The sequence below is a fragment of the Streptomyces sp. NPDC059009 genome (genome assembly GCF_042740175.1).
In the GTDB taxonomy this organism is placed as follows: domain Bacteria; phylum Actinomycetota; class Actinomycetes; order Streptomycetales; family Streptomycetaceae; genus Streptomyces.
This window is the reverse complement of the sequence record NZ_JBHYJB010000036.1, coordinates 72,073-95,547: the sequence shown is the minus strand read 5'-3', so window position 1 is coordinate 95,547 and position 23,475 is coordinate 72,073. Positions and strand designations below refer to the sequence as shown.

21 protein-coding genes and 1 pseudogene are annotated in these 23,475 nt (G+C 68.4%); 8 read left to right on the top strand and 14 right to left on the bottom strand.

Annotated elements, in window-relative coordinates:
- The first annotated feature begins 14 nt into the window (after positions 1–14).
- On the top strand, positions 15–1,181 hold the full coding sequence (gene murG / locus ACFWYM_RS31400; protein ID WP_384844942.1) for an undecaprenyldiphospho-muramoylpentapeptide beta-N-acetylglucosaminyltransferase: 1,167 nt from the start codon (positions 15–17) through the stop codon (positions 1,179–1,181).
- Entirely contained in the window at positions 1,178–2,185 is a 1,008-nt protein-coding gene (locus ACFWYM_RS31395) for an SDR family NAD(P)-dependent oxidoreductase (protein ID WP_384844939.1), read from the top strand. Before murG ends, ACFWYM_RS31395 begins: the two co-directional genes overlap by 4 nt.
- Here ACFWYM_RS31395 and ACFWYM_RS31390 read toward each other — a convergent pair.
- The gene (locus ACFWYM_RS31390) at positions 2,173–2,829 is read right to left on the bottom strand and encodes a TetR/AcrR family transcriptional regulator (protein WP_384844936.1); all 657 of its coding nucleotides are present in this window, start codon (positions 2,827–2,829) and stop codon (positions 2,173–2,175) included. The genes ACFWYM_RS31395 and ACFWYM_RS31390 overlap by 13 nt on opposite strands.
- 248 nt (positions 2,830–3,077) lie before the next feature.
- Here ACFWYM_RS31390 and ACFWYM_RS31385 point away from each other — a divergent pair, with 248 nt between their 5' ends.
- The 4 genes from ACFWYM_RS31385 to ACFWYM_RS31370 all read left to right on the top strand — a co-directional run bounded on the left by ACFWYM_RS31385 (position 3,078) and on the right by ACFWYM_RS31370 (position 7,439).
- Positions 3,078–4,049, top strand: a complete 972-nt coding sequence (locus ACFWYM_RS31385; RefSeq protein ID WP_384844933.1) for a tetratricopeptide repeat protein — start codon at positions 3,078–3,080, stop codon at positions 4,047–4,049.
- Between the two features lie 718 nt (positions 4,050–4,767).
- Positions 4,768–5,388, top strand: a complete 621-nt coding sequence (locus ACFWYM_RS31380; RefSeq protein WP_384844930.1) for a DUF6230 family protein — start codon at positions 4,768–4,770, stop codon at positions 5,386–5,388.
- Positions 5,389–5,533: 145 nt separating this feature from the next.
- A complete protein-coding gene (locus tag ACFWYM_RS31375) occupies positions 5,534–6,100 on the top strand; it encodes a DUF6114 domain-containing protein (RefSeq protein WP_384844928.1) in 567 nt (188 codons plus the stop codon).
- Positions 6,090–7,439: a hypothetical protein gene (locus ACFWYM_RS31370; RefSeq protein WP_384844925.1), complete on the top strand. Its 1,350-nt coding sequence runs from the start codon at positions 6,090–6,092 to the stop codon at positions 7,437–7,439. Before ACFWYM_RS31375 ends, ACFWYM_RS31370 begins: the two co-directional genes overlap by 11 nt.
- Before the next feature lie 140 nt (positions 7,440–7,579).
- Here ACFWYM_RS31370 and pyk read toward each other — a convergent pair whose 3' ends face one another.
- From pyk to pta, 3 genes are all read right to left on the bottom strand, one after another.
- Positions 7,580–9,010, bottom strand: a complete 1,431-nt coding sequence (gene pyk / locus ACFWYM_RS31365) for a pyruvate kinase (protein WP_384844922.1) — start codon at positions 9,008–9,010, stop codon at positions 7,580–7,582.
- 74 nt (positions 9,011–9,084) lie between these two features.
- A complete protein-coding gene (locus ACFWYM_RS31360; protein ID WP_384844919.1) occupies positions 9,085–10,299 on the bottom strand; it encodes an acetate kinase in 1,215 nt (404 codons plus the stop codon).
- A complete protein-coding gene (pta, locus tag ACFWYM_RS31355; RefSeq protein WP_384844916.1) occupies positions 10,296–12,386 on the bottom strand; it encodes a phosphate acetyltransferase in 2,091 nt (696 codons plus the stop codon). Before pta ends, ACFWYM_RS31360 begins: the two co-directional genes overlap by 4 nt.
- Positions 12,387–12,760: 374 nt before the next feature.
- Here pta and ACFWYM_RS31350 point away from each other — a divergent pair, with 374 nt between their 5' ends.
- Complete coding sequence (locus ACFWYM_RS31350) at positions 12,761–13,786, top strand: 6-phosphofructokinase (protein WP_384844913.1); 1,026 nt, start codon at positions 12,761–12,763, stop codon at positions 13,784–13,786.
- A gap of 107 nt (positions 13,787–13,893) precedes the next feature.
- Here ACFWYM_RS31350 and ACFWYM_RS31345 read toward each other — a convergent pair whose 3' ends face one another.
- Positions 13,894–14,553 (bottom strand): hypothetical protein, encoded by a 660-nt coding sequence (locus tag ACFWYM_RS31345; RefSeq protein ID WP_384844910.1) that lies wholly within the window; start codon positions 14,551–14,553, stop codon positions 13,894–13,896.
- Between the two features lie 125 nt (positions 14,554–14,678).
- Between ACFWYM_RS31345 and ACFWYM_RS31340 the strand changes: the two genes are divergently transcribed.
- Entirely contained in the window at positions 14,679–15,191 is a 513-nt protein-coding gene (locus tag ACFWYM_RS31340) for a methyltransferase family protein (protein WP_384844907.1), read from the top strand.
- Between the two features lie 65 nt (positions 15,192–15,256).
- On the opposite strand, the gene ACFWYM_RS31335 is transcribed toward ACFWYM_RS31340, so the two are convergent.
- The 9 genes and pseudogenes from ACFWYM_RS31335 to ACFWYM_RS31295 form a co-directional block, all read right to left on the bottom strand.
- Complete coding sequence (locus ACFWYM_RS31335) at positions 15,257–15,622, bottom strand: hypothetical protein (RefSeq protein ID WP_384844905.1); 366 nt, start codon at positions 15,620–15,622, stop codon at positions 15,257–15,259.
- 84 nt (positions 15,623–15,706) lie between these two features.
- The gene (locus ACFWYM_RS31330; protein ID WP_384844902.1) at positions 15,707–16,117 is read right to left on the bottom strand and encodes a hypothetical protein; all 411 of its coding nucleotides are present in this window, start codon (positions 16,115–16,117) and stop codon (positions 15,707–15,709) included.
- Between the two features lie 403 nt (positions 16,118–16,520).
- Positions 16,521–17,552, bottom strand: a pseudogene (locus ACFWYM_RS31325) (putative T7SS-secreted protein); the annotation flags it as partial.
- 37 nt (positions 17,553–17,589) lie between these two features.
- Positions 17,590–18,639, bottom strand: a complete 1,050-nt coding sequence (locus ACFWYM_RS31320) for a hypothetical protein (RefSeq protein WP_384844899.1) — start codon at positions 18,637–18,639, stop codon at positions 17,590–17,592.
- The gene (locus ACFWYM_RS31315; protein ID WP_384844896.1) at positions 18,627–19,271 is read right to left on the bottom strand and encodes a hypothetical protein; all 645 of its coding nucleotides are present in this window, start codon (positions 19,269–19,271) and stop codon (positions 18,627–18,629) included. The genes ACFWYM_RS31320 and ACFWYM_RS31315 overlap by 13 nt, the downstream gene beginning before the upstream one ends.
- Positions 19,272–19,409: 138 nt before the next feature.
- Positions 19,410–20,036 carry an XRE family transcriptional regulator gene (locus ACFWYM_RS31310; RefSeq protein ID WP_384845015.1) on the bottom strand — a complete coding sequence of 209 codons (627 nt, stop codon included), beginning with the start codon at positions 20,034–20,036 and terminating at the stop codon, positions 19,410–19,412.
- 167 nt (positions 20,037–20,203) lie between these two features.
- Complete coding sequence (locus ACFWYM_RS31305) at positions 20,204–21,034, bottom strand: carbohydrate ABC transporter permease (RefSeq protein WP_384844893.1); 831 nt, start codon at positions 21,032–21,034, stop codon at positions 20,204–20,206.
- Position 21,035: 1 nt separating this feature from the next.
- Positions 21,036–21,995 carry a carbohydrate ABC transporter permease gene (locus tag ACFWYM_RS31300; RefSeq protein ID WP_384844890.1) on the bottom strand — a complete coding sequence of 320 codons (960 nt, stop codon included), beginning with the start codon at positions 21,993–21,995 and terminating at the stop codon, positions 21,036–21,038.
- 43 nt (positions 21,996–22,038) lie between these two features.
- A complete protein-coding gene (locus ACFWYM_RS31295; RefSeq protein WP_384844887.1) occupies positions 22,039–23,439 on the bottom strand; it encodes an extracellular solute-binding protein in 1,401 nt (466 codons plus the stop codon).
- Positions 23,440–23,475 lie beyond the last annotated feature (36 nt).

The following is a 23,475-nucleotide window of genomic DNA, read 5'->3' as shown; positions in this document are numbered from 1 at the left end:
GAAGCTCCGGTGCCATGCGAACGCCAACACCTTCACGTCTGTCCGTCGTCATCGGCGCGGGTGGCACCGGTGGGCACATCTACCCGGGCCTCGCCCTCGCCGACGCGCTGCGCCGCGCCGTGCCCGGCGCCGTCGTCTCCTTCGTCGGGACCCAGCGCGGCCTGGAGACCCGGCTCATCCCGGACGCCGGGTACCGGCTGCACACCGTCGACATGATCCCCTTCGATCCCTCGCTCGGCGCCAAGCGCTTCCTGCTCCCGGCCGCCCTCCTGAAGTCCGGCGCGCAGGTCCGCTCCATCCTGCGCGAGCAGCGCGCGCAGGCCGCCGTCGGCATGGGCGGCTACCCGAGCGCCCCCGTCATCGTCGGCGCCCGGATGGCGGGCCTGCCGAGCATGATCCACGAGTCGAACGCGGTCCCGGGGCGGGCCAACCGGTTCACCGCCCGGCTCACCCCGAACATCGCCGTCGCCTTCGACCGCAGCCGCGCACACCTGCCGGGCGGCGACGGCGCCGTCACCACCGGCATGCCCATCGCCGACGCCCTGGCCCGCCTCGACCGCCCCGCGCTGCGCGCCGCCGCCCGCCGCGAGCTCGGCGTCCCCGAGGGGGCCCGGCTGATCCTCGTCAACGGCGGCAGCCTCGGCGCCGCCCGGCTCAACGAGGCCGCCGTCGGCCTCGCCGAGCGCTGGCAGGCGCGCACCGACGTCCGGTTCCTCATCAAGACCGGACCCGCCGCCCTCGACCCGATACGGCAGCAACTGGCGTACGGGGGCGGGGACGCCGTCGCCCACGCCGTCCCGTACCTCGACCGCATGGACCTCGCCTACGCGGCCGCCGACCTCGTGGTGTGCCGCGCGGGCTCCGCCACCGTCGCCGAGCTGGCCGCGACCGGCGTGCCCGCCCTCCTCGTGCCCTATCCGCACGCCCCCGGCGACCACCAGACCCACAACGCCCGGGTCCTCACCGACGCGGGCGCGGGCCTGCTGCTGCCCGACGCCGAGACGACCGCCGAGCGACTGGAGTCCCTGCTCGGCCCGCTGCTCGCCGACCCGGCGCGGCTGAAGGCCATGGACGGCGCCGCCGACCCCGGCCCGCACGCCCGCGCCGCCGACCTGCTCGCCGAGCGGGTCCTGCGACTCACCCACCACAGCGACCACTTGAACACCCTGGAGTACGCATGAACACCGCCGCCCAGCCCTTCACCTGGCACGACCGCACCGTCCTCGTCACCGGAGCGGAGGGCTTCATCGGCTCCACGCTCGTCGACCTCCTCCTGGAGCGCGGCGCCAAGGTCCGCGCCTTCGCGCACTACAAGCCGTACGCGGAGAAGGGTCACCTGGCGCACCTCTTCGACGACCCGCGGGTCGAGATGATCGCGGGCGACGTGCGGGACGCGGGCCGGGTGATGGACGCCGTCGCCGGGTGCGACACGGTCTTCCACCTCGCCGCGCTCATCGGCATCCCGTACTCGTACGACTCCCCGGGCGCCTATGTGCAGACGAACGTCGTCGGCACCGAGAACGTCGCCGAGGCGTGCCGCCGCCACTCGGTGCGGCGCATGGTCCACACGTCCACGAGCGAGGTGTACGGCACGGCGCTCACCGCCCCGATCAGCGAGAGCCACCCGCTGCAGCCGCAGTCCCCGTACTCCGCGTCGAAGATCGGCGCCGACATGATGGCGCTCTCGCACTGGCACGCCTTCGAGCTGCCCGTCACGGTCGTGCGGCCCTTCAACACGTACGGGCCGCGGCAGTCGGCGCGCGCGGTGATCCCCACGATCCTGGCCCAACTGCACGCCGGGGCGCGGGAGATCAAGCTGGGCTCGCTCTCGCCGACCCGCGACTTCACCTATGTCACGGACACGGCGCGCGGCTTCCTCGCGATGGCCGAGGCCGAGCGGACCCTGGGCCAGGTGGTCAACCTCGGTGTGGGGCAGGAGATCTCGATCGGCGACCTGGCGCGCGAGCTGATCGCCGCGAGCGGGCGGGACGCGGAGGTCGTGGTGGACCCGGCGCGGCTGCGCCCTTCGGGCAGTGAGGTGGAGAGGCTGCTCTCCGACAACTCGCTGGCGCGGGAGCTTTCGGGCTGGGCGCCCGAGGTCTCCCTGCGGGAGGGGCTGAAGCTGACCTCCGAGTGGGTCGCGGAGAACCTCCACCTGTTCGCGGCCGACCGCTACCAGGTCTGAGCCTCTCCTGCCCACGCACCCTGCAGCCCGCCCAACAGCAGTGCCGTGAACCGGTGGGCCCACTCCACGTCCACCGGTTCCGCGCTGACCAGCGCCCGGTGCACCACCGCGCCCGCCGTCACGTCGAAGATGAGGTCCGCGGTGCGGCCCGCCGTCTCGGGGTCGGACTCCACGGGGAGTTCGCCGCGGGCCTGGGCACGCTCGCGGCCCTCCAGGACCAGCCGCTTCTGCCGCTCCACGATGGACGTGCGGATCCGCTCGCGCAGCGGGCCGTCCGTCGTGGACTCGGCGACCACCGCCATCAGGGCCGTCTTGGTCTCGGGGCGCCCGAGCAGCGCCGCGAACTGGAGCACCACGCCCTCGATGTCGGCCGCGAGGCTGCCCCGGTCGGGGAGCTCCAGCTCGTCGAAGAGCTCCGCGACCGCGTCCACCACGAGCTCGCTCTTGCCCGCCCAGCGCCGGTACAGCGTGGTCTTGGCGACCTTGGCGCGGGTGGCCACGTCCCCGAGCGTCAGCTTCGTCCAGCCCAGTTCGACCAGGGCCTGACGGGTCGCCTCCAGGATGGCCGTGTCCGTCGCGGCGTTGCGGGGACGGCCGCCACCGCGAGGGGCAGCAGCGGGCGGAGGGGGAGTGCGGCTTTGCATGGCCGCGACCATACCGGCCAGTACGGAGGAATCGGAGAAGAGGAGTCGGGCCGGATGAGTGAGGCAGATCACCGGGGGCGCCGTACCGGGGCGCCCTTGATCCAGTTACGCTACGACCCGTAGCGAAAACACCTCGCGACAACCACACAGCCACATACTTCGGCGCCAGGTGGGGACCCGGCGCCAACCATCGGCCTCCTTGGGGCTTACCGTCATGGGACCGGCACCGCTTGGGGGAGGATGTACTCATGCAGCCACGGAACATGTCCATGAGCGGAGTCGTCGACCTCGCCGCGGTGAAGGCGGCCCAGGAGGCCAAGGCGAAGGCGGAGCAGGCGCGCGCCGAAACGGCCCGGCAGGGCGGGGGCGGCGCCGTCACGCCCGCGAGTCTCGTCATCGACGTCGACGAGGCGGGTTTCGAGCGCGATGTCCTGCAGCTGTCCACCCAGGTGCCCGTCGTCATCGACTTCTGGGCCGAGTGGTGCGAGCCCTGCAAGCAGCTGAGCCCCGTCCTGGAGCGGCTCGCGCACGAGTACAACGGCCGCTTCGTGCTCGCCAAGGTCGACGTCGACGCCAACCAGATGCTGATGCAGCAGTTCGGGATCCAGGGCATCCCGGCGGTCTTCGCGGTGGTGGCCGGGCAGGCGCTGCCGCTCTTCCAGGGCGCGGCCCCGCTCGAGCAGATCCAGCAGACCCTGGACCAGCTGATCCAGGTCGGTGAGCAGCGCTTCGGCCTCACCGGGCTGACGGTCGACGGGGACGCCCAGGATGCGGAGCAGCAGCCCGCCGAGGAGCCCGCGGGCCCCTATGACGCGCTGCTCGAGGCCGCCGTGCAGGCCCTGGACGCGGGCGACCTGCCGGGTGCCGTGCAGGCGTACAAGAATGTGCTGGCCGACGACCCCGGCAACACCGAGGCCGAACTGGGCCTGGCCCAGGCCGAGTTGCTCCAGCGTGTGCAGGGCCTTGACCCGCAGCAGGTGCGCAAGGACGCCGCCGAGAAGCCCGCCGACGTGGCGGCGCAGATCACCGCGGCCGACCTGGACCTGGTGGGCGGCCATGTCGAGGACGCCTTCGGGCGGCTCGTCGAGACGGTGCAGCGGACGGCGGGCGACGACCGCAACGCCGCGCGGGTGCGCCTGCTCGAGCTCTTCGAAGTGGTCGGCCCGGACGACCCGCGGGTGATCACCGCGCGGCAGCGGCTCGCGCGGGCGCTCTTCTAGGGCCCGCGCCGGGGCCGGCGTCAGGACCGGGACCGGCGGCGGCAGTACGTCTGTTCTGCGCCGTTCTCTAGTGTCTTTTCGGACCTGTTCGCTGACCAGTCACTAAACGCGGGTGCCTGTGATGCCCACGTGAAAAGTCTGTCGACAAGCAGCCACAGTGGCCGCGCTTTACCAAATCTTGGTAAACGCGGCCGCTGTTACTTGGAGTAAGAGGACGGCAGTGATCTGTCCGCTTCTCAACCTTATTTTCCCCCTTCGTGACGCCCCTTGCTGCCACCGTCTGTTGCGGGCCGATGCCGGGCGGTCGCGCTTCGGTTATCCAGCCGTTACTAGCGAGTAACGAACCCCCTTGTGCGGGCGCCGAGAATGCACCACGATCGCTGACGCTCGGTCCAATTGACCCGCAGTCCGACAGCCGGTCGGGGCGCGGGGATTCTGGGTCCCCACCGAGTGGGCCGGCGACAGTGGCGCCGGCCGTGGACAGGGGGGTCTCTGCCGACCGGCAGGGCCTGTCCGGCAGGTTGTGCGTGATACGCGTCAGGCGCGACCAGTGGTTGTCGCTCGGGGGTGATCGCCGGTGCTAAGGGCGCAGTTGCGCGCCTCCGACGCGGGCGCTCTCCTTCCCGAGGACGTAGCACTTCTCCCATCCCTGCCCGGCTGAGCCGCCCGAACGGGAGCAGCCAGGGCCGGAGATGTACGTCCGAGAAGGAGGAAAGTCATGGAGTCCGTGACTCGTGGCGGAACCAGATGGAAGCGGTTCGCCGTAGTCATGGTGCCGAGCGTCGCGGCGACTGCCGCGATAGGCGTGGCCCTGTCACAGGGTGCGCTCGCGGCATCGTTCAGTGTGTCCGGTCAGCAGTTCAAGGTGACGGCTGACACCCTCGACGGCCAGGGATTCGTCCAGTACGGCGCCCTCGACAGCGGGAAGTCGGGCAACCACCCGGTGTCCGTCGTCGGCATCGACGAGGCGAAGATCACCAACCTGTGCCAGTCCGTGGTCGTCCCGGTGCCGGTCTTCGGCGACGTGTCGATGGTGCTCAGGGCCGGCGGCAAGGGCAACGACCGCGTCGAGGCCAAGAAGCTCTACATCGACGCCGACGACATGAAGGTCAAGAAGCCGACCTTCAACAACGTCGACATCGGCGTCTCGGTCGACCAGACGACCAAGGGCCCGGGCCCGTCCAAGGGCGACAAGTACGCCCCGGACTCGTTCGCCCAGCAGGCCGAGTCGGTGCACTTCGAGGGTGTCAAGCAGCGCGCGTGGGCGACCACCGCCGGCACCTTCAAGCTCTCTGGCCTGGGCATGTCGGTCAAGAAGGGCAAGCACGAGTGCTACTGAGGCAGTTGATGTCTCAGGCGTACTCGATGCGCTGAACGGCCGGGCGCGGGGGCCGCGACGGAACCTTGCGGAGCCGTCCCCGTGCCCGAATCCGACACACAGCGACACACAGAACCAAACGCCATTCCCCGAGGAGCTGTACGACATGAGCGCCGAAGCGCAAGCGGGCCTTGGCATCAAGCTCGGCCGGATGCGCCGATCGTTCCGAGGGTGGCGCGGTCAGCGCCCGTTCTGGGGTGGTCTGCTGACCCTGCTCGGCGGCATCCCGATCATGTACTTCCCGTACGCGAACCTGACGCTCGGCACGATGACGATCCGGATGGCGACCACCGCCGGTGCCGGTTCGCTGATCATCGGCGTGCTCCTGGTCGTGCTCGGCCTGACCATGTGGTTCCAGCCGCACTCCCGGGTGTTCGCGGGTGTGGCGGCGATCCTGCTCGCCCTGGTCTCCCTCGTGGTCTCCAACTTCGGCGGCTTCGTCATGGGCTTCCTCCTCGCGCTGATCGGCGGCGCCCTCGGCGTCTCCTGGGCGCCCGCGAGGGCCGCAGGCGAACCGGCGAAGGGACGGGCCGGCGGGGACGCCGACGGCTCGGACGACTCGGCCGCGGAACCCGCGGCCGCGGGGGCCGTGAACGGGGCGGGCGGTGCGACCGACGATCTGTCAGGAACGAGCCCGACGAACGGGACGAACGGGAGGCACCGTGCCGGCTGACGAGGTGCACCACGAGGACTCCGTGGAGGAGTCCCGTGCGAGAACCGGGCCGCGGCACGCGGCTCCCAAGAAGCCGCTGATCACCCGGCTGCACATTCCCGCGGGCAAGGCGATGGCCATCGCCGCCATGCCCACCGCGGTCCTCATGGGAATGGGCCTGACGCCGACGCTCGCCTCGGCGAAGCCCGGTGTGCCGAAGAACCCCTTCCAGGACGGCCCCTGCGTCACGGCTCCCGACAAGGACGCCGAGAAGGACGCCGAGGCCGACAAGAAGAAGGACGAGGCCGCCAAGGACGCCAAGGACAAGGCGGCCGCCGAGGAGGCCAAGAAGAAGGCCGACGACGCCAAGGACAAGGCCGAGCCCACCCCCGAGCCCTCCGCGGGCGACAAGGCGGGCACCGACTCCAAGGACAAGGCCGAGCCGACCCCGACGCCGTCCGCCGGCGACAAGGACGACGACGCGAAGGAGCCGGAGCCGACTCCCACGCCCACCGAGACCAAGAACCCCTTGGACCCGCTGGGTGTCGGCGACGCCATCAAGGACTTCTTCACCCCGGACGACAAGAAGTCCGAGAGCCCCGAGCCGACTCCCTCGGCCTCGGAGGAGTCCAAGAAGCCCGAGGACACGGCGAAGGACACGGCCGAGAAGGTCACCAAGCCCGTCGAAGACACCGTCGACAAGGTCAAGGACGGCGTCAAGGACACCACGGACAAGGCCGAGGACACCGCGGACAAGGCCGAGGACGAGGTCGACAAGGCGGCGGACAAGGCCAAGGACAAGGCCGACGACGCGACCCCGGGCGCCGAGGCCAAGGACCCGATGGCGCCGGACGAGAACGGCAAGAAGCCGTTCCCGTGCGTCGTCGAGAAGAAGGCCGACGGCAAGGACGAGAAGACGCCCGCCCCGATACCGGACGCGTCCTGGAAGCTGGAGGCCAGCTCCCTGCTCCTCAAGGGCGCCGACTACCAGGGCGTCGTGAATCTGACGACGGCCGGGGGCAAGCAGAAGCAGGCCCTCAAGTACGTCATCAGCAACGGCGTCGACATCGGCGATCTGCACCAGACCACCGAGGGCCCGAACGGCAGGAAGTTCCACCTCTACGGGGCCAAGGGCTCCACGTCCACGATGCGCGGAGCGCCGACGACGATGCTCACGGAGTCGATCTCGGGCAAGCTCTTCGGGCTCATCCCGATCACCTTCGACCCCGAGCACCCGCCGCCCATCAACATCCCGCTGATCTACTTCACCGATGTGACGGTCAAGCAGGCGGCGCAGTTCGACGGCAACCTGACGGTGCCCGGCCTGCACCAGTCGGTCACCGACACCGGTCCCGAGTAGCACCAGCAAGCCCGTACGTCCGGCATCCGTCCGGAACCGGTCCGGGAGCCGCACAGCACTGAGGGCGCCCCCCCTTCTCCAGGGGGCGCCCTCAGTGTCGTACGCGAGGCGCGAGGTGTACGAGGCTTACGCGGCCGGGATCAGTCGCGCTCGCCGCCGCCCAGGTGGTGCACCCGGACCATGTTGGTGGTGCCGGGAACGCCGGGGGGCGAGCCGGCGGTGATGACCATGGTGTCGCCCTCGTGGTAGCGCTGGAGCTTGAGCAGCTCCGCGTCCACCAGCTCGACCATCGCGTCGGTGTTGTCGACGTGCGGGACCACGAAGGACTCGACGCCCCAGCTCAGGGCGAGCTGGTTGCGGGTGCCCGCGTCGGTGGTGAAGGCCAGGATCGGCTGGGTCGCGCGGTAGCGGGACAGCCGGCGGGCCGTGTCACCGGACTTGGTGAAGGCGACCAGGGCCTGACCGTCCAGGAAGTCGGCGATCTCGCAGGCGGCGCGGGCCACCGAACCACCCTGCGTGCGCGGCTTCTTGCCGGGCACCAGCGGCTGCAGCCCCTTGGAGAGCAGCTCCTCCTCGGCCGCCTTGACGATCTTCGACATCGTCTTGACGGTCTCGATCGGGTAGGCGCCCACGGAGGACTCGGCCGACAGCATGACCGCGTCCGCGCCGTCCAGGATCGCGTTGGCGACGTCGGACGCCTCGGCGCGCGTGGGGCGGGAGTTGGTGATCATCGACTCCATCATCTGGGTCGCGACGATCACCGGCTTGGCGTTGCGGCGGCACATCTCCACGAGGCGCTTCTGCACCATCGGGACCTTCTCGAGCGGGTACTCGACGGCCAGGTCGCCACGGGCCACCATGATCGCGTCGAACGCCGCGACGACATCCGCCATGTTGGCGACGGCCTGCGGCTTCTCCACCTTGGCGATGACGGGGACCCGGCGGCCCTCCTCGTCCATCACCTTGTGGACGTCCTTGACGTCGTTGGCGTCGCGCACGAAGGACAGGGCGACCATGTCGCAGCCCATCTTCAGGGCGAAGCGGAGGTCCTCGATGTCCTTCTCGGAGAGCGCGGGCACGTTCACGGCCGCGCCGGGCAGGTTGATGCCCTTGTGGTCCGAGATGACGCCGCCCTCGATGACGATCGTCCTGACCCGGGGGCCGTCGACCTCGGTGACCTTCAGCTCGACGTTGCCGTCGTTGATGAGGACCGGGTCGCCCTTCTGGACGTCGCCGGGCAGGCCCTTGTAGGTGGTGCCGCAGATCGACTTGTCGCCGGGCACGTCCTCGGTGGTGATGGTGAACTCGTCACCGCGCACCAGCTCGACGGGGCCCTCGGCGAAGGTCTCGAGGCGGATCTTGGGGCCCTGGAGGTCGGCGAGCACGCCCACGGCGCGGCCCGTCTTCTCGGCAGCCGCGCGGACGCGGTCGTAGCGCCCCTGGTGCTCGGCGTGAGTGCCGTGGCTGAAGTTGAAGCGGGCCACGTTCATGCCGGCCTCGATCAGCGAGACGAGCTGCTCTTCGGAGTCGACGGCGGGGCCCAGCGTGCAGACGATTTTGGAACGGCGCATGGAGGCGATCCTATCGGTTTGTTTCGCTACGGAATATTCCGTCTGGTGGAATCTACAAATGGGCGGACAGGCGCTCAGGCGTGGGGAGTTCGGACCAGGGCGTAGGTCTGGGTGGCGATCTCCAGCTCCTCGTCGGTGGGCACCACGGCCACGGCGACCCGCGCGTACTCCGGCGAGACGAGGCGGGGTTCGTCGGAACGTACGGAATTGAGCTCACCGTCGACCGCGAGGCCCAGCTCCTCCAGGCCCGCGACGGCGGCCTCGCGCACCGGCGCCGCGTTCTCGCCCACACCCGCCGTGAAGGCGATGGCGTCCACCCGGCCGAGCACCGCGGAGTAGGCCCCGATGTACTTCTTCAGACGGTGGATGTAGACGTCGAAGGCGAGCTGCGCCTCCTGGTCGCCCTCGTCCACGCGGCGGCGGATCTCCCGCATGTCGTTGTCGCCGCAGAGGCCGATCAGGCCGCTCTTCTTGTTGAGCAGGTTGTCGATCTCGTCGGCCGACATGCCGCCGACGCGCATCAGATGGAAGATCACCGCCGGGTCCAGGTCGCCCGAGCGGGTGCCCATGACGAGGCCCTCAAGCGGCGTGAGCCCCATCGAGGTGTCCACGCACACGCCGCCGCGCACCGCCGACGCCGAGGCGCCGTTGCCCAGGTGCAGCACGATGACGTTGACCTCGGACGGGTCCTTGCCGAGCAGCTCGGCGGTCTTGCGGGACACGTACGCGTGCGAGGTGCCGTGGAAGCCGTAGCGGCGGATGCGGTGCTCGTCGGCCGTCTTCACGTCGATCGCGTAGCGGGCCGCGGACTCCGGCATCGTCGTGTGGAACGCGGTGTCGAAGACGGCCACCTGCGGCAGGTCCGGGCGCAGGGCCTGGGCCGTGCGGATGCCGGTCAGGTTGGCCGGGTTGTGCAGCGGGGCGACCGGGATGAGGCGCTCGATCTCCGCGAGCACCTCGTCGTCGATGACGGTCGGCTGGGTGAAGGTCTGGCCGCCGTGCACCACCCGGTGGCCGATCGCGGCCAGCTCGGGGGAGTCCAGGCCGAGCTTGTCCTTGCTGAGCTCGGCGGCGACGGCCTTCAGGGCGGCGTCGTGGTCGGCGATCGGCCCGAACTCCTCACGCAGCTCGCCGCCCCCCGTGAGGGGCTCGTGCTTGAGGCGGGAGTTCTCCTCACCGATGCGCTCGACCAGGCCCACGGCGAGACGAGCGCCGTCGCTCATGTCGAGCAGCTGGTACTTCAGCGACGAGGAGCCGGAGTTGAGAACGAGGACACGGGTCGAGGTCACTGCTGGGCAGCCTTTTCGGTGGGGGTCTGGGACTGGATGGCCGTGATGGCCACCGTATTGACGATGTCCTGGACGAGGGCGCCGCGGGACAGGTCGTTGACCGGCTTGCGCAGGCCCTGCAGCACCGGGCCGACGGCGATCGCGCCGGCCGAGCGCTGCACGGCCTTGTACGTGTTGTTGCCGGTGTTGAGGTCCGGGAAGATCAGCACGCTGGCCTGGCCCGCGACCTCCGAGTCCGGCAGCTTGGTGGCCGCGACGGACGGCTCCACGGCGGCGTCGTACTGGATCGGGCCCTCGATCTTCAGGTCCGGGCGGGAGGCGCGCACCTTCTCGGTGGCCTCGCGCACCTTGTCGACGTCGGCGCCGGAGCCGGAGGTGCCGGTGGAGTACGAGAGCATGGCGATCCGCGGCTCCACGCCGAACTGCCCGGCCGTCGCGGCCGACTGGACGGCGATGTCCGCGAGCTGCTCCGCGTTCGGGTCCGGGTTGACCGCGCAGTCGCCGTAGACGAGGACCTTGTCGGCCAGGCACATGAAGAAGACGGACGACACGATCGAGGCGTCCGGCTTGGTCTTGATGATCTCGAAGGCGGGCCGGATGGTCGCGGCCGTCGAGTGGACGGAGCCCGAGACCATGCCGTCGGCCAGGCCCTCCTGGACCATCAGGGTGCCGAAGTAGTTCACGTCCGCGACCACGTCGTACGCGAGCTCCACGGTCACGCCCTTGTGGGCGCGCAGTTCCGCGTACTTGGTGGCGAAACGGTCCCGCAGGGGGGAGGTCTGCGGGTCGATCAGCTGGCTCTCGGCCAGGTCGATGCCGAGGTCCGCGGCCTTCTTGCGGATGGTCTCCTCGGGGCCGAGCAGCGTCAGGTCGCAGACGCCGCGGCGCAGCAGCACATCGGCGGCGCGCAGCACGCGCTCCTCGGTGCCCTCCGGCAGGACGACGCGGCGCCGGTCGGCGCGGGCCTGCTCCAGGAGCTTGTGCTCGAACATCATCGGCGTGAGGCGGTCGGTGCTGGGCGCCGAGACGCGGCCCATGAGGCCGGCGGTGTCCACGTACCGCTCGAAGAGCCCGAGCGCGGTCTCCGCCTTGCGCGGCGTCGCGGCGTTCAACTTCCCTTCCAGGGCGAAGAGTTCGCCCGCGGTGGGGAAGGAGCCGCCGGTCACCGCGACGACCGGGGTGCCGGGCGCGAGGCGGTCGGCGAGCGTGAGGATCTCCCCGCCGGGCCGCTCGTTCAGAGTGAGCAGGACGCCCGCGATGGGCGGGGTGCCGGCGCTGTGCGCGGCGAGCGAGCCCACGACGAGGTCGGCGCGGTCGCCGGGGGTGACCACGAGACATCCCGGCGTCAGGGCATTGAGGAAATTGGGCAGCATGGCGCCGCCGAAGACGAAGTCCAGGGCGTCGCGGGCGAGCCCCGCCTCGTCGCCGAGCAGGACCTCGCCGCCGAGGGCGTGGGTGATCTGGGCGACCGTCGGGGCGGCGAGCGCGGGCTCGTCCGGCAGTACGTAGCAGGGCACGGGGAGCCGTGCGTCGAGCCGCTCGTGGATCTCGTCCCGGTCCTCGGCCGCCACCCGGTTGGTGACCATCGCGAGGACGTCGCAGCCCAGGCTCTCGTACGCCCGGTAGGCGTTGCGGGTCTCGGCGCGCACCGACTCGGCGGGCTGGTCCTTGCCGCCCACGACCGGGAGCACGGCGGCACCGAACTCATTGGCGAGCCGGGCGTTGAGCGCGAGCTCGTCGGGGAGCTGGGTGTCGGCGAAGTCGGTGCCGAGGACGAGGACGACCTCGTACTCCCTGGCCACCTGGTGGAACTTGTCCACGAGCCGCGAGACCAGCTCGTCGGTCCCCTGCTCGGCCTGGAGGGCGGACGCCTCGTGGTAGTCCATCCCATAGACCGAGGCCGCGTCCTGGGCGAGCCGGTAGCGGGCGCGCAGCAGGTCGAAGAGGCGGTCGGGGCCGTCGTGGACCAGCGGTCGGAAGACGCCGACCCGGTCGACCTGACGGGTCAGGAGCTCCATGACTCCCAGCTCGATGACCTGGCGGCCGTCGCCCCGGTCGATCCCGGTCACGTACACGCTGCGCGTCACGCGTGCTCTCCCCTTTCACAGCCCGTCGGGCTGGCTCGTCTCTCTGCTCGTCACTCCGGCCCGGCGCTCCGGCCCGTCTCCCCGGCCCGGCCCTCCGTGGCGGAGTGCGGCGGAGTGACCAGGTCGGGACCTGTTCGGGACTACCCAAAACACCCGATTTCGTGAGCTGTGTCCTCTTGACAATACCTCTGGTGGTGGCTAGGTCGCCCGCCGGACGAAGGCCCGTCCTGCCGGGACGAGAAGGCCCGCCCCAGGGGGACCAAAGGCCCCTGCCCCAGGATCGGTGGGAGTAGCCGCGGGCGGCGCCCCCCTTCTCGCCGTGGAACAATCGGACCGGCTCACAAGTACCAATAGCGAGCAGGAGACACAGCGCGATGCGTATCGGAATTCTCACCGCAGGCGGCGACTGCCCCGGCCTCAACGCAGTGATCCGGTCGGTCGTGCACCGAGCCGTCACGCACTACGGGGACGAGGTCATCGGCTTCGAGGACGGCTACGCGGGCCTGCTCGACGGCCGCTACCGCCACCTCGACCTGAACGCCGTCAGCGGCATCCTCGCCCGTGGCGGAACGATTCTCGGCTCCTCCCGCCTGGAGCGCGCCCGCTTCCGGGCGGCCTGCGACAACGCCAAGGACCTGGTCGAGAAGAGCGGCTTCGACGCGCTCATCCCGATCGGCGGCGAGGGCACGCTCACCGCGGCGAAGATGCTCTCGGAGGCCGGGATCCCGGTCGTCGGCGTCCCCAAGACGATCGACAACGACATCTCGGCGACGGACCGCACGTTCGGCTTCGACACGGCGGTGGGCGTGGCGACTGAAGCCATGGACCGCCTGAAGACCACGGCCGAGTCGCACCAGCGCGTGATGGTCGTCGAGGTCATGGGCCGGCACGCGGGCTGGATCGCCCTGGAGTCGGGCATGGCGGGCGGCGCCCACGGCATCTGCCTGCCGGAGCGTCCCTTCGACCCGGCCGACCTGGTCAAGATGGTCGAGGAGCGCTTCGCCCGCGGCAAGAAGTTCGCGGTGATCTGCGTGGCCGAGGGCGCCCACCCGCAGGACGGCACCATGGACTACGGCAAGGGCGCCATCGACCAGTTCGGCCACGAGCGCTTCCAGGGCATCGGCACGGCCCTCGCATACGAACTGGAGTCCCGCCTCGGCAAGGAGGCCAAGCCGGTCATCCTCGGCCACGTCCAGCGCGGCGGCACCCCCACGGCGTACGACCGCGTCCTCGCCAACCGCTTCGGCTGGCACGCGGTGGAGGCGGCGCACCGGGGCGACTTCGGGCAGATGACGGCGCTGCGGGGGACGGACATCGTGATGGCGCCGCTGGCCAGTGCGGTGACGGAGCTGAAGACGGTGCCGAAGAATCGGATGGATGAGGCGGAGTCGGTTTTCTAGAGCGCCGAGTTTGTTGCTTGTGGCTGTGAGCCCTTGGTCCCGGTGCGCCGGGACCAAGGGCTTCACTTTTCCCGGGACGTGTCCCTGTTCTTGTGCTCCCGGGTCACCTATGCGGCCAGGAGCTCCTCCAGGGCGTGCGCGTACTCCCGGAAGAGCCGGCGGGCGTCGGGCACGGCCGGGGAATCGGGGAGCAGGAGCGGGGCTAGGTGGGCTACGCGCCAGGTGCGGAAGGCGGTGCGGGGCGCGGTGGCGGGGGCGTCGTCCGTCGTCTCGGAGACGAGGCGGGTCCCGATGCCCAGGGCCTCGGCGATCAGCCGGGTGCCGCGTGTGACGTCGGGGCCGCGGGCGATCGAGGCGGTGACCAGGGCGTGGAGGAAGTCGGCCAGCTGGAGGTCGGCGCCCAGGCGGGTCATGCGGCGTACGGTGGCGGGGGCGTCGAGCTGGGATGGCCCGAGCCGGGACGAGATGTCCTGGTACCCGGAGGACCACATGAGGAGATACGGCGCTTCTACGGGGTGCTCGCGCAGGTAGCCCAGATCGTTGAGGATCTGCAGGGCCGGGGCGGTGAAGTCCCCGCTCTCCTGGATGAGTTCGAGGAGCCGGTCCAGCTCGCTCTGCCGCGCCGAGACGAAGGCGCTGACGGAGGCGTCGGCCAGGGACCAGGTGCCGGTCGCGGCGACGGCGCCGATCTGGATGAGGCCGCCGAGCGGCGCGAAGATCGAGCGGGCGAGGGCTTCTTCTGGGATGTTCCACTCTGTTGTGCTCAACTGGCCCACCCTTCGAGGTAGTTGTCCTCTGCGCTGCGTGTTCCGCCGCACGGTGCTCGAAGGGTGGATGCCCGGAGCGTGACAGTCCTGTATACGCCGTTGAGGGCGGCGGTCATGCTGGCGGCATGCGTAAATCCAGGGCAGCTGTGGGCAGTTCGGTGTTCATGGCGCTTGCGCCGGGCGTGGTGGCCGGAGTTGTGCCCTGGTGGCTCACGCGGTGGGAGTCCGGGGGCTGGTGGCTGCCCGTCCGGGTGTTGGGGGGTGTCGTGCTGGCGGTGGGCGCGGTGGTGCTCGTGCATGCCTTCGTGCGGTTCGTGGTGGAGGGGTTGGGGACGCCCGCGCCGGTCGCGCCGACTGAGCACCTCGTAGTGGGAGGGCTGTACCGGCATGTGCGCAACCCGATGTACGTCGCGGTCACTGCGTCGATCGGTGGGCAGGCGCTGTTGCTTGGGCGGCCGGTGTTGCTTGGGTACGGGGCGTTTGCTGGGGTGGTGATGTGGGCGTTTGCCCGGTGGTATGAGGAGCCGAAGCTGGTGGGGACGTTCGGGGCGGAGTATGAGAGGTATCGCGATGCGGTGCCGGGGTGGTGGCCGAGGGTGCGGGCGTGGCGAGGAGATATGTCTGTGGGTACGACATAGCTGCTCGGCCTCTGAGGCTTGGGGCGCTGGCTCCACTCCGGCATGCTTACGGGCCAGTTCTGAACTCACGGCAGCTCTGGGGACGCGAGTTCACGCAGGCGCCTGACCTCCTGCACGAGTCTGGGTACTGCGTCCCTTGCCATGGCAATGAATGCCGCGTTCTCGTCCCATTGACCGTCCGCGCTGTCCACGTAGCGAGGGCTCTGCACCAACGTGGCAGCGATGATCTCACTGTGATCGAATGCGGGCCGACGTTCGTCCTGTCCGGTGTCTCCCACTGTGCTCACGGCGACCAGATTCATGACGTGGTCGTCGTCCAGGTTTCGCAGAAACCAGGGGCCTTGCGTGGCGGCTGAGCACATCTCCTCGATCTCATCAAGATCCAGCCCACCGATGGGATCTGCTTGAGACATGCCGTTGTCGTCGTGCATGGCTGATGCATTTCTCCTGCGTCGGAGGTCGAAGTGGCGTCGAGCTCTGTGAGAGCCCCCGAGATTCAGGAACCGCGTAGTGAGTCAGAAGACCTCCGACTCGGTGTCCTCGCTCTCGTCGCCGGAATCCGGAGTATCAGGCCAAACCGGTGTGTAATCTCCGACGCGCTTTTCGTGTGCACTGTCTTCGTTTTTGGGGATGTCTGGTTGGGAGTTGTCTGGTGTGGCACCGTCGTGCTCGCGGTCGCTCGTACGCGACACGAGTGCGGGAATCACTTCTGCGTCTTCCGGAATCTCTGTTCGTGACAAATGGATTCCGAACATGCAGGTGTTGCACCAGAAAGAAGCGTAACCGATTCGTCCCGGGAGCTTCTCGGTGAACACCAACTCCAGTGTTTTGCATCGGCAGTTCGGGCAGGAGATTTCGGCGATGCGCAGGGGGGCCCTGTAGGCGCGTTCATAGACTGAGATCCAGTCGTTCCACTCGTTAGCCATTGCCATTTCCTCCCGTGTCGGGCCTGTTCAGGGGGTGATTCGTCCACCACTGGTCCTCGTGGGCATACGCTGCATCTTCCCATCGTTCCAGCTCCGCGACGTTGGTGGGTACACTCCCTCCTTGTCGGATCTGGTCGACGTGAAAACGCTCGTGCGCCAGCGTACGGGCCAAGGTCTCCTCGTCGTAGAACGCGTCCCGGTACAAGCGGATCTCAGAAGCCGAAGGCGTCGACCCCTGTAGGCCGGAAACCCTACGGTTGATATTGACGCGAATACCGGCCAGGTCGACGTTGTAACGCCCCGAGATCGAGCGAACGCTGTCCATGGTCATCGGCATGGGCGGCCCATTTCTCGGCCTTCGCCGAGCCCGCTGCAATACATCGTCGGAGCCGCCTGCACCTTCACGCCGCAGACCTCGGGCCATCGATTTGAGGCCCCTCCTGGCCAAATCCTTGAGGCCGCCCTTGGCTAGACCCTTGAGGCCCTTGGCGAGTTTGCCGACGGAGGTGATGCCCTTGCCGCCGGGTATGCAGTCGAGGGCGGCGAATGCGACGTCCCAGAGGCTGGCTTGTCCGTTGGCGTATTTGTTGAGGGTGTCGGCGAGGACGACGAGGGCGGCGACGACGACGATCGCGGCGAGGATGGGTCCGCCGATGATCATGGCGACGATGCCGAGGACGGCGACGACGACCTTGCAGACGGCGACGATGGTGTCCCAGTTGTCGGAGACCCAGTCGCCGACCTCTTCCCACCACTTGCGGTTGTGGATTCCGGCGTCGGAGGCTTCTTCGATCTTCTTCTTGGCCGTGCCCGCGGCGTCCTCGCGCATCTTGCGGGCGTCTTCCGCCATCTTCTTGGCGGCGTCCAGGGCGCCCTGCGCGTTGGAGACGTCGGACTTCGCTGTTGTCTGGGCCTGTTCGGCGGCATGCGCGTTGCGGGTGGCGGCCTTGACCTTGTCCTCGTCCGGCTTGGGGACGTCCTTGCCCTTGTCGCCGTCCTTGTCCTTGTACTTGTCGGCTTCTTTCCCGGCGCGGTCCACCCAGGAGTCGGCCGAGGAGAGCTTGGACTTTGCGGAGGACAAGTCGCCCTGTGCTTCACGGCCCTTGGCGAGCGCCTTGTCGGCCAGCGCCTGGGCGCGCTCCAGCTTGGGCCAGTAGTCCGCGAGGGCGTCGCCCGCCATCTCGTAGCTCTTCTTGAGCTTCTTGAGTTTGCCCGGGGCGTCTTCGAACTCGGCCGTGAAGGACTCGGCCGTCTTCCCCGCCCAGCTCAGGATCGCGTCCTCGCCCGCCATGCCCTTGATGTCGCGGAGTACGTCGGAGACGTCGTCTGCGAAGTCGTGCAGATTCTTGGCGAGTTGTCGAACTCGCTGTGGGTCGCCTGGAGTTGGGTCCTTGTCCAGGTCGAGTATGTGCCAGTCTGCCGGACGGTACGACACGTTCAGATACCCCCGTGGTACGTGTGCGTGTGGGCAGCTATCGATTGACTGCTTGGACCTCCTGGACCACCACGTTCTGGTCCGCACCGAATTCGCCGTCGGGCAGCGGCTTCTCCTCGTTCACGCCTGTTCCGGTCCAGTGGATCTTCCACGTGACCGTCGCCTTGAGCGGGAAGGTGCCGTCTCCCGATGAGCGGAGGTAGCGGACGCCGCAGGGTGGGGTCTCGTGGGACTTGCCCTTTGTGTAGGGCTCGCCGATCTGGTCGGTCTTGGTGTTGAGGGGGCAGACGCCTGAGGTGGGGTAGATTGCCGCGTCCTTGGTGCCTGGGTCGATCTTTAGGGAGATCGGTTCAGCTGTTGTCGTTGCCTGGATGTTCAGGACGGGGACGGAGGCCGTCACCGAGACCGGTTTAAATTCCGCCTTGTTCAGCCAGGCCCAGGTGGGGAGGTTGACCTTCGTCGTGTTGCCCTTGGGAGCGAGGGTCACCTTGGTGCCGGGGACGCGGATCTCGGCGTAGGCGAGTTTGGCGAGGACCTCCGGAGTGACTGCCTCGGGGATGTCGGCGGGGGGTGGGTCACCTTTGTCGACCCAGAAGGTTTCCTTGTCACAGTCGAAGGCGCCCGGCTCGGCCTCCCTGCCGTCCGGGATGTAGGAGTCCCACCAGTAGCCCTTGCCTGTCTTGTCCTTGTTGAAGTCCTTGTAGGGCTTGCCGTTCACGTAGCGGTCGCGTTGCTGCGCGTCCCATTGGTAGCCAGTGGACTCGGCTTCCCAGATCGGTTCGCGCTCCTTCTGGAGCTGGGCCGGGGTGTACTTCGGGGCGTACCAGCAGGGGGGTGGGGTCCAGTTGCCGGTCGGGGTGACGGCGCCGACCTTTCCGCCGGAGCCGTTCTTGGGGCGGTCGTACACGACGGCGCCGGCTTCGGCGCTGAGCTTTCCGTCGTCGGTGGCGCTTCCCTTTTCGTGGTGCCCCGGTGGGTTCTGCGTTCCTCCGCCGGGGAGGGTGTCGTCGGCGAGTGCCTGTCCGGGCAGGAGGAGAAGCAGCCCGGCGGCCACCGGCATCGCTGTCCTGCGTATCAAGGCTGACATTGGGCACTCCCACTCTGCGAGACGATCTTCTGGATGACCCATACGCCCTGCTTGTTCTTCCGGAGCGAGGTGTTGTAGACGACGTAGCTCTTCTTCGTCACCGGCGTCTTGTTGACCTTGTTGGTCTTCACGTTCCTGGCGAAAGCTCGGCTCTGGTCCTCGCAGTAGCTGAAGGTCGCGGCCCCGTCCTTCCTGACCGTCACGTTGGGCTTGTAGAAGCGGTACGTGCCCGTGGTGCGGAACTTCTGGTCCACGTACTTCTGAATGAACTCCTGCGTTCCGGCGGCGGCCTCGCCCTCGTAGTAGAAGCGGTATGCCTTGTCGAGCGCGTTCTGGTTGGCGATGGCCAGGTCCACGGCCTGGATGGACTGCTGGCTGTCCGAGAGGACCGCGTCCTTGGCTGCGTCGCCGGTCTTGGGCCAGGCGAAGGCGTAGTGGAGATCCGACGGCAATTCGATCTTGGGCCGTCCCGCGACTTCCTTCGATGCGCTCGGTGAAGGAGTCTTCTTTTCCTTCCCCGCTCCAGCGATCTTGTCGTCGTCCTTCGGCTTGTCGTCGCTGCCGCAAGAAGTCAGCAGCAGGGCCGCGGACGCGATGAGTGCGGCCGTCGTGAGGCGGAGAGGGCGGTTCACTGTCGGCTCCTGGCGGTGGGGTTAGCGTGAGCGAAGCCACGCTATCCGTGAGGAGTTGACGGCACCAGGGAGAAATTTGTTGTGGAGCGGGTGATTGGGGCAAGCCGGTGGGGAGTTGATGGTTCCGTTAGCGAGGGGTCAGCGGGGGATCAGTGGCCAGAAATGGTCCAGGATCGTGTCCAGGAATTCCTGGCCTGCCTTGTCTGATGTGTCGCGTTCCGTGGAGGACTGCGTGCCCCAGCTCAGGGTGCTGGCCGTGCGTGACTGGTACGTCTCGTGGAGGCGGCGCAAGGCCCGTTCCAGGTTGCGTTTCGGGACCGGGAGGAGTTTCGCGAGCGGGCGTACGTAGCCCTGCCAGCGGGAGGTGACCGCCGAGCGGAGGAGCGCGGCCAGGTCCTCTTCGCGGCCCGTCACCGTCATGAAGTCCTTGAGGGAGAGCGACAGTGCCTCCGCCAGGGCTGTCGACTGGCGGTCGTTGCCCTGCCAGGTGTTCGTCTCCTCCATGCGCAGGTATGCGTGGAGTTCCACGCCCGTTGTGCGTGCTACGTCCTCTGGGGCCAGGCCCCGTGCCAGGCGGTGTTCGCGGAGTGTCGTCGCCGCGCCCATCAGTTCGCTGGGGGAGCACCAGAGTGTGGCTGCCAGGGCCGTGAGTTCCGCGGAGGTCGGGGCGGTCAGGCCGCGTTCCCAGGATGTGATCGTGTCGGCCGTGATGTGCGTGAGGCCGTAGCTGGCGCGCATGCCGTAGGCCACGTGGCCCGGTGCCATGCCCAGTGCTTCGCGCAGGCGGCGTGCCGCGGGGAAGTTGAAGGGGGGCGTGGGCTGGCTCGGTTGCACGGGCACACGCTAGAGCCGGGCCGGGGGGAGGACTACGGTGCGTTCCTACGAGGATGCGGATCGTAGGAAGCTACGGGGTTGGGGCTTCTGTCTGTTGCCTAGCCCTTGACTGCTCCTCCGAGCGCGAAGCCGCCTCCCACCTTCCGTGCCACCAGGACGTACAGCAGGATCACCGGCGTCGAGTACAGGATCGAGAACGCCGCCAGTTCGCCGTAGACGACCGTGCCGCGGTTTCCGAAGAACTCGTTGATGCTCACCGATGCCGGCATTTGTTCGGGGGTCAGGAGCAGCATGAACGGGACGAAGAAGTTGCCCCACATCATGACGAAGGAGAAGACCGTCACCACCGCCACCCCTGGGCCCATCAGAGGGAGGACTATACGGATCAGGGATTGGAAGGGGGATGCGCCGTCCGTCCAGGCTGCTTCCTCCAGTTCCTTGGGGACTCCGTCCATGAAGTTCTTCATCAGCCATATCGCGAACGGGAGTTGGGACGCCGCGAAGAAGAAGATCGTGCCCTGCATGGTGTCGATCAGGTCTATCTGGACGAAGAGTGCGTAGACCGGGACCATGATCGCCGTGATCGGCAGGCACGTGCCGAAGAGGATCGTCAGCATGAACGGGCGGTTCAGGCGGGAGTGGAAGCGGGAGAGCGGGTAGGCCGCCAGAGCCGCGCAGATCACAGTCAGTAAGGTGCCGCCGCCGCACAGGAGCAGGCTGTTGAGGAGCGGGGTGAAGGTGATCTCGTCCGTCATCACCGCGTCGAAGTTGGCGAGGGTCAGGCCGGAGGGGGCCTTCACGCTGAGGTCTGCCTTGGGGTCCAGGGAGGAGAGGATCACCCAGGCCAGGGGGAGGGCGAAGGCCGCCGCTACGGCGAGTAGAGCCGTGTTCGCGGCTATTTTGCGGTTTCTGCGGTGGGATGCGAGCACCTCAGACCTCCGTGCGCAGCAGGCGCATGTAGATGAGGGAGAAGAGGGAGCCGACGACCAGGAGCAGCAGGGCCACTGCTGTGCCGTAGCCGATCATGCTCTTCACGAAAGCCTGCTCGTACATGAAGAGAGGGAGCGTCTGGCTGCGGTTGCCGGGGCCGCCGCGTGTCATCACCCAGATCAGGCCGAAGACGGAGAGGGTCTGGAGGGTGTTCAGCATGAGGTTCGTGCCTATGGAGCGGCGGATCATGGGGAGCGTGATGTGCCACATGCGGCGCCAGCCGCCTGCGCCGTCCACCTCTGCTGCTTCGGTGATTTCCTGGGGGATCTCATTGAGGGCTGCTGAGTAGACCAGCATCGAGAACGCCGTGCCGCGCCAGACGTTCGCGAAGGACACCGCCAGGATCGGGAGCGTGTACAGCCAGTTCTGGGACGGGAGATGGAGCCAGTCCAGGATGTTGTTCAGGGTGCCTTCGCGGCGGAAGAAGGCGTAGAGGAGGAAGCCGGCCACCACCTCCGGGAGTACCCAGGCCGTGATCACCACCGCGCCTGTGATCGTGCGGACTGTCTTCGACGCTCGCTGCATCAGGGACGCCAGGGCCAGGCCCAGGGTGTTCTGGCCGATGAGGGAGGAGAGGAACGTGAAGACGAGGGTGAGCCAGACCGCGTTCAGGAAGTCCTCGTCGGCGAACGCCGCGCGGAAGTTCTCGAAGCCGACGAAGGACGAGCTTGCCTGGCCCGTCAGTTGGAGGTCCGTGAAGGCTATGTACGCGCAGTAGCCGATCGGGCCCGCCAGGAACAGGAGGAGCAGGACGACTGCGGGGGAGACGGGGAGCGCGCGCAGGAGGGTGCGGGGCAGGGTGCTGCGGCGTCGTGTGGGGTGTTTGGAGGGTCGTCTGGGTGATGGCGGGCCCGGTGCCGTTTTGTGGACGCCGGGCCCGGCGGGGGGTGCGGTGGTCACTGGCCGGCTCGCTTCTCCCGTACGGGCAGATGAGGGGGCGTGGTTACTTTTTGATGACCGCGCCGTCCGTCGCCGACTTCACCTCGTCGTCGTAGCCGCTCGCCGCCTTGTCGACCGAGGCGTCCCCCGTCGTCACCGACTCCATCGCCTCCTGCATCGCCGTCGACACCTTCGGGTACGCCGGGTAGGCGGGGCGGTAGTGGGTCTGGCCCACCAGGTCGGTGAAGAACTTGATGCCGGGCTGCGCCTGCACGTACGCCGGGTCCTGCGCCACGTCCTTGCGGACCGCGATGCCCGAGTTGGCGATGTACCAGCGTTTGGCGTTCGCCGTGGTCTGCATGGTCTTGATGAACTCGAAGGCCAGGTCGGGGTTGCCCGCCTTGTCCGGGACCGCCCAGGTCCAGCCGCCCGACATGCTCACCTTGCCGGGTGCCTGCCCGTGCTGCGTGGGCATCGCCGCCAGGCCCAACTCCTTGGACCAGGTGGGCCATTCGTGGCCCGCGCCCTTCAGCCAGTCCTGGGGGAGCCAGGAGCCGTCGAGGTTGATGGCGAGCTTGCCCTCGGGGAGGAGTTCGCCGCGGACGCGCGTCGCCATGTTCGGGTCGAGGGCGTCGGAGACGTCGGGGCCCAGCTTCTCCTTGTAGACCGTCTCGACGAACTTGAGTGCGTCCTTGAAGCCTTGGCTCCCTGTGATCCACTTCTTTGACTGCGGGTCGTACAACGGGTCCTTGCCGGTGCCGTAGAGGAGCATCTCCAGGCCCTGCATCGCCGACGTCTCGCCGCCCGGCTTGCCCGTGTAGACGTTCAGCGGGATGACGCCGGGGACCTTCTTTTTGATCGTGCGGGCCGCCGACAGGACCTCGTCCCAGGTCTTCGGCTGCCAGTCGGTGGGGAGTCCCGCCTTTTTGAGGATGGACTTGTTGAACCAGAGGCCGCGGGTGTCCGTGCCGTCCGGTACGCCGTACGTCTTGCCGTCGGCGGCCTTCGCGGCGGTCTTCGCCGTGTCGATGAATTGGCCCCAGTCCTTCCACTTGGAAAGGTAGGGGTCCAGGGGCTTCAAGTATCCGCTGGTGATGTCGGAGTTGATGAGGAACGTGTCCTCGTACACCAGGTCAGGGGCGGTCTTGGGGGAGCGCAGCATCTGCTGGAGCTTGGTGTAGTAGTCGGCGTCCGGCGCCTTGATCGGGACCAGCTTGACCTTCTTGCCGGGGTGGTCCCTCTCGAACTGCTTCTTCATGGCGTCCAGATAGCCGTCCATGACCCGGATCTTGTTGTCCGTCGACTGCTTGAAGGACACCTTCACGGTGTCGGGGTCGCTGCCCGAACCGGAGCCGCACGCGGTGAGGGTGCTTGCGGCGAGCAGGGCGCCGAGGAGCAGCGGGACGGAGCGGGTGGAGCGGAGGGTGGAGCGAGTGGTGGGGCGGGTGGTGGGGCGCACGGGCACGACCTCCTCCTGGCCTACGCGGCTGGGGGGATGGAT

What these genes read in the sequence shown, in the direction of transcription:
- murG (WP_384844942.1), top strand. Translation starts at nt 15, where the DNA reads ATGCGAACGCCAACACCTTCACGTCTGTCCGTCGTCATCGGCGCGGGT.
- ACFWYM_RS31335 (WP_384844905.1), bottom strand. Translation starts at nt 15,622, where the DNA reads ATGCACGACGACAACGGCATGTCTCAAGCAGATCCCATCGGTGGGCTG.
- ACFWYM_RS31385 (WP_384844933.1), top strand. Translation starts at nt 3,078, where the DNA reads ATGCAGCCACGGAACATGTCCATGAGCGGAGTCGTCGACCTCGCCGCG.
- ACFWYM_RS31340 (WP_384844907.1), top strand. Translation starts at nt 14,679, where the DNA reads ATGCGTAAATCCAGGGCAGCTGTGGGCAGTTCGGTGTTCATGGCGCTT.
- ACFWYM_RS31380 (WP_384844930.1), top strand. Translation starts at nt 4,768, where the DNA reads ATGGAGTCCGTGACTCGTGGCGGAACCAGATGGAAGCGGTTCGCCGTA.
- ACFWYM_RS31320 (WP_384844899.1), bottom strand. Translation starts at nt 18,639, where the DNA reads ATGTCAGCCTTGATACGCAGGACAGCGATGCCGGTGGCCGCCGGGCTG.
- ACFWYM_RS31375 (WP_384844928.1), top strand. Translation starts at nt 5,534, where the DNA reads ATGAGCGCCGAAGCGCAAGCGGGCCTTGGCATCAAGCTCGGCCGGATG.
- ACFWYM_RS31330 (WP_384844902.1), bottom strand. Translation starts at nt 16,117, where the DNA reads ATGGCTAACGAGTGGAACGACTGGATCTCAGTCTATGAACGCGCCTAC.
- pyk (WP_384844922.1), bottom strand. Translation starts at nt 9,010, where the DNA reads ATGCGCCGTTCCAAAATCGTCTGCACGCTGGGCCCCGCCGTCGACTCC.
- ACFWYM_RS31350 (WP_384844913.1), top strand. Translation starts at nt 12,761, where the DNA reads ATGCGTATCGGAATTCTCACCGCAGGCGGCGACTGCCCCGGCCTCAAC.
- ACFWYM_RS31390 (WP_384844936.1), bottom strand. Translation starts at nt 2,829, where the DNA reads ATGCAAAGCCGCACTCCCCCTCCGCCCGCTGCTGCCCCTCGCGGTGGC.
- ACFWYM_RS31310 (WP_384845015.1), bottom strand. Translation starts at nt 20,036, where the DNA reads ATGGCACCGGGCCACGTGGCCTACGGCATGCGCGCCAGCTACGGCCTC.
- ACFWYM_RS31395 (WP_384844939.1), top strand. Translation starts at nt 1,178, where the DNA reads ATGAACACCGCCGCCCAGCCCTTCACCTGGCACGACCGCACCGTCCTC.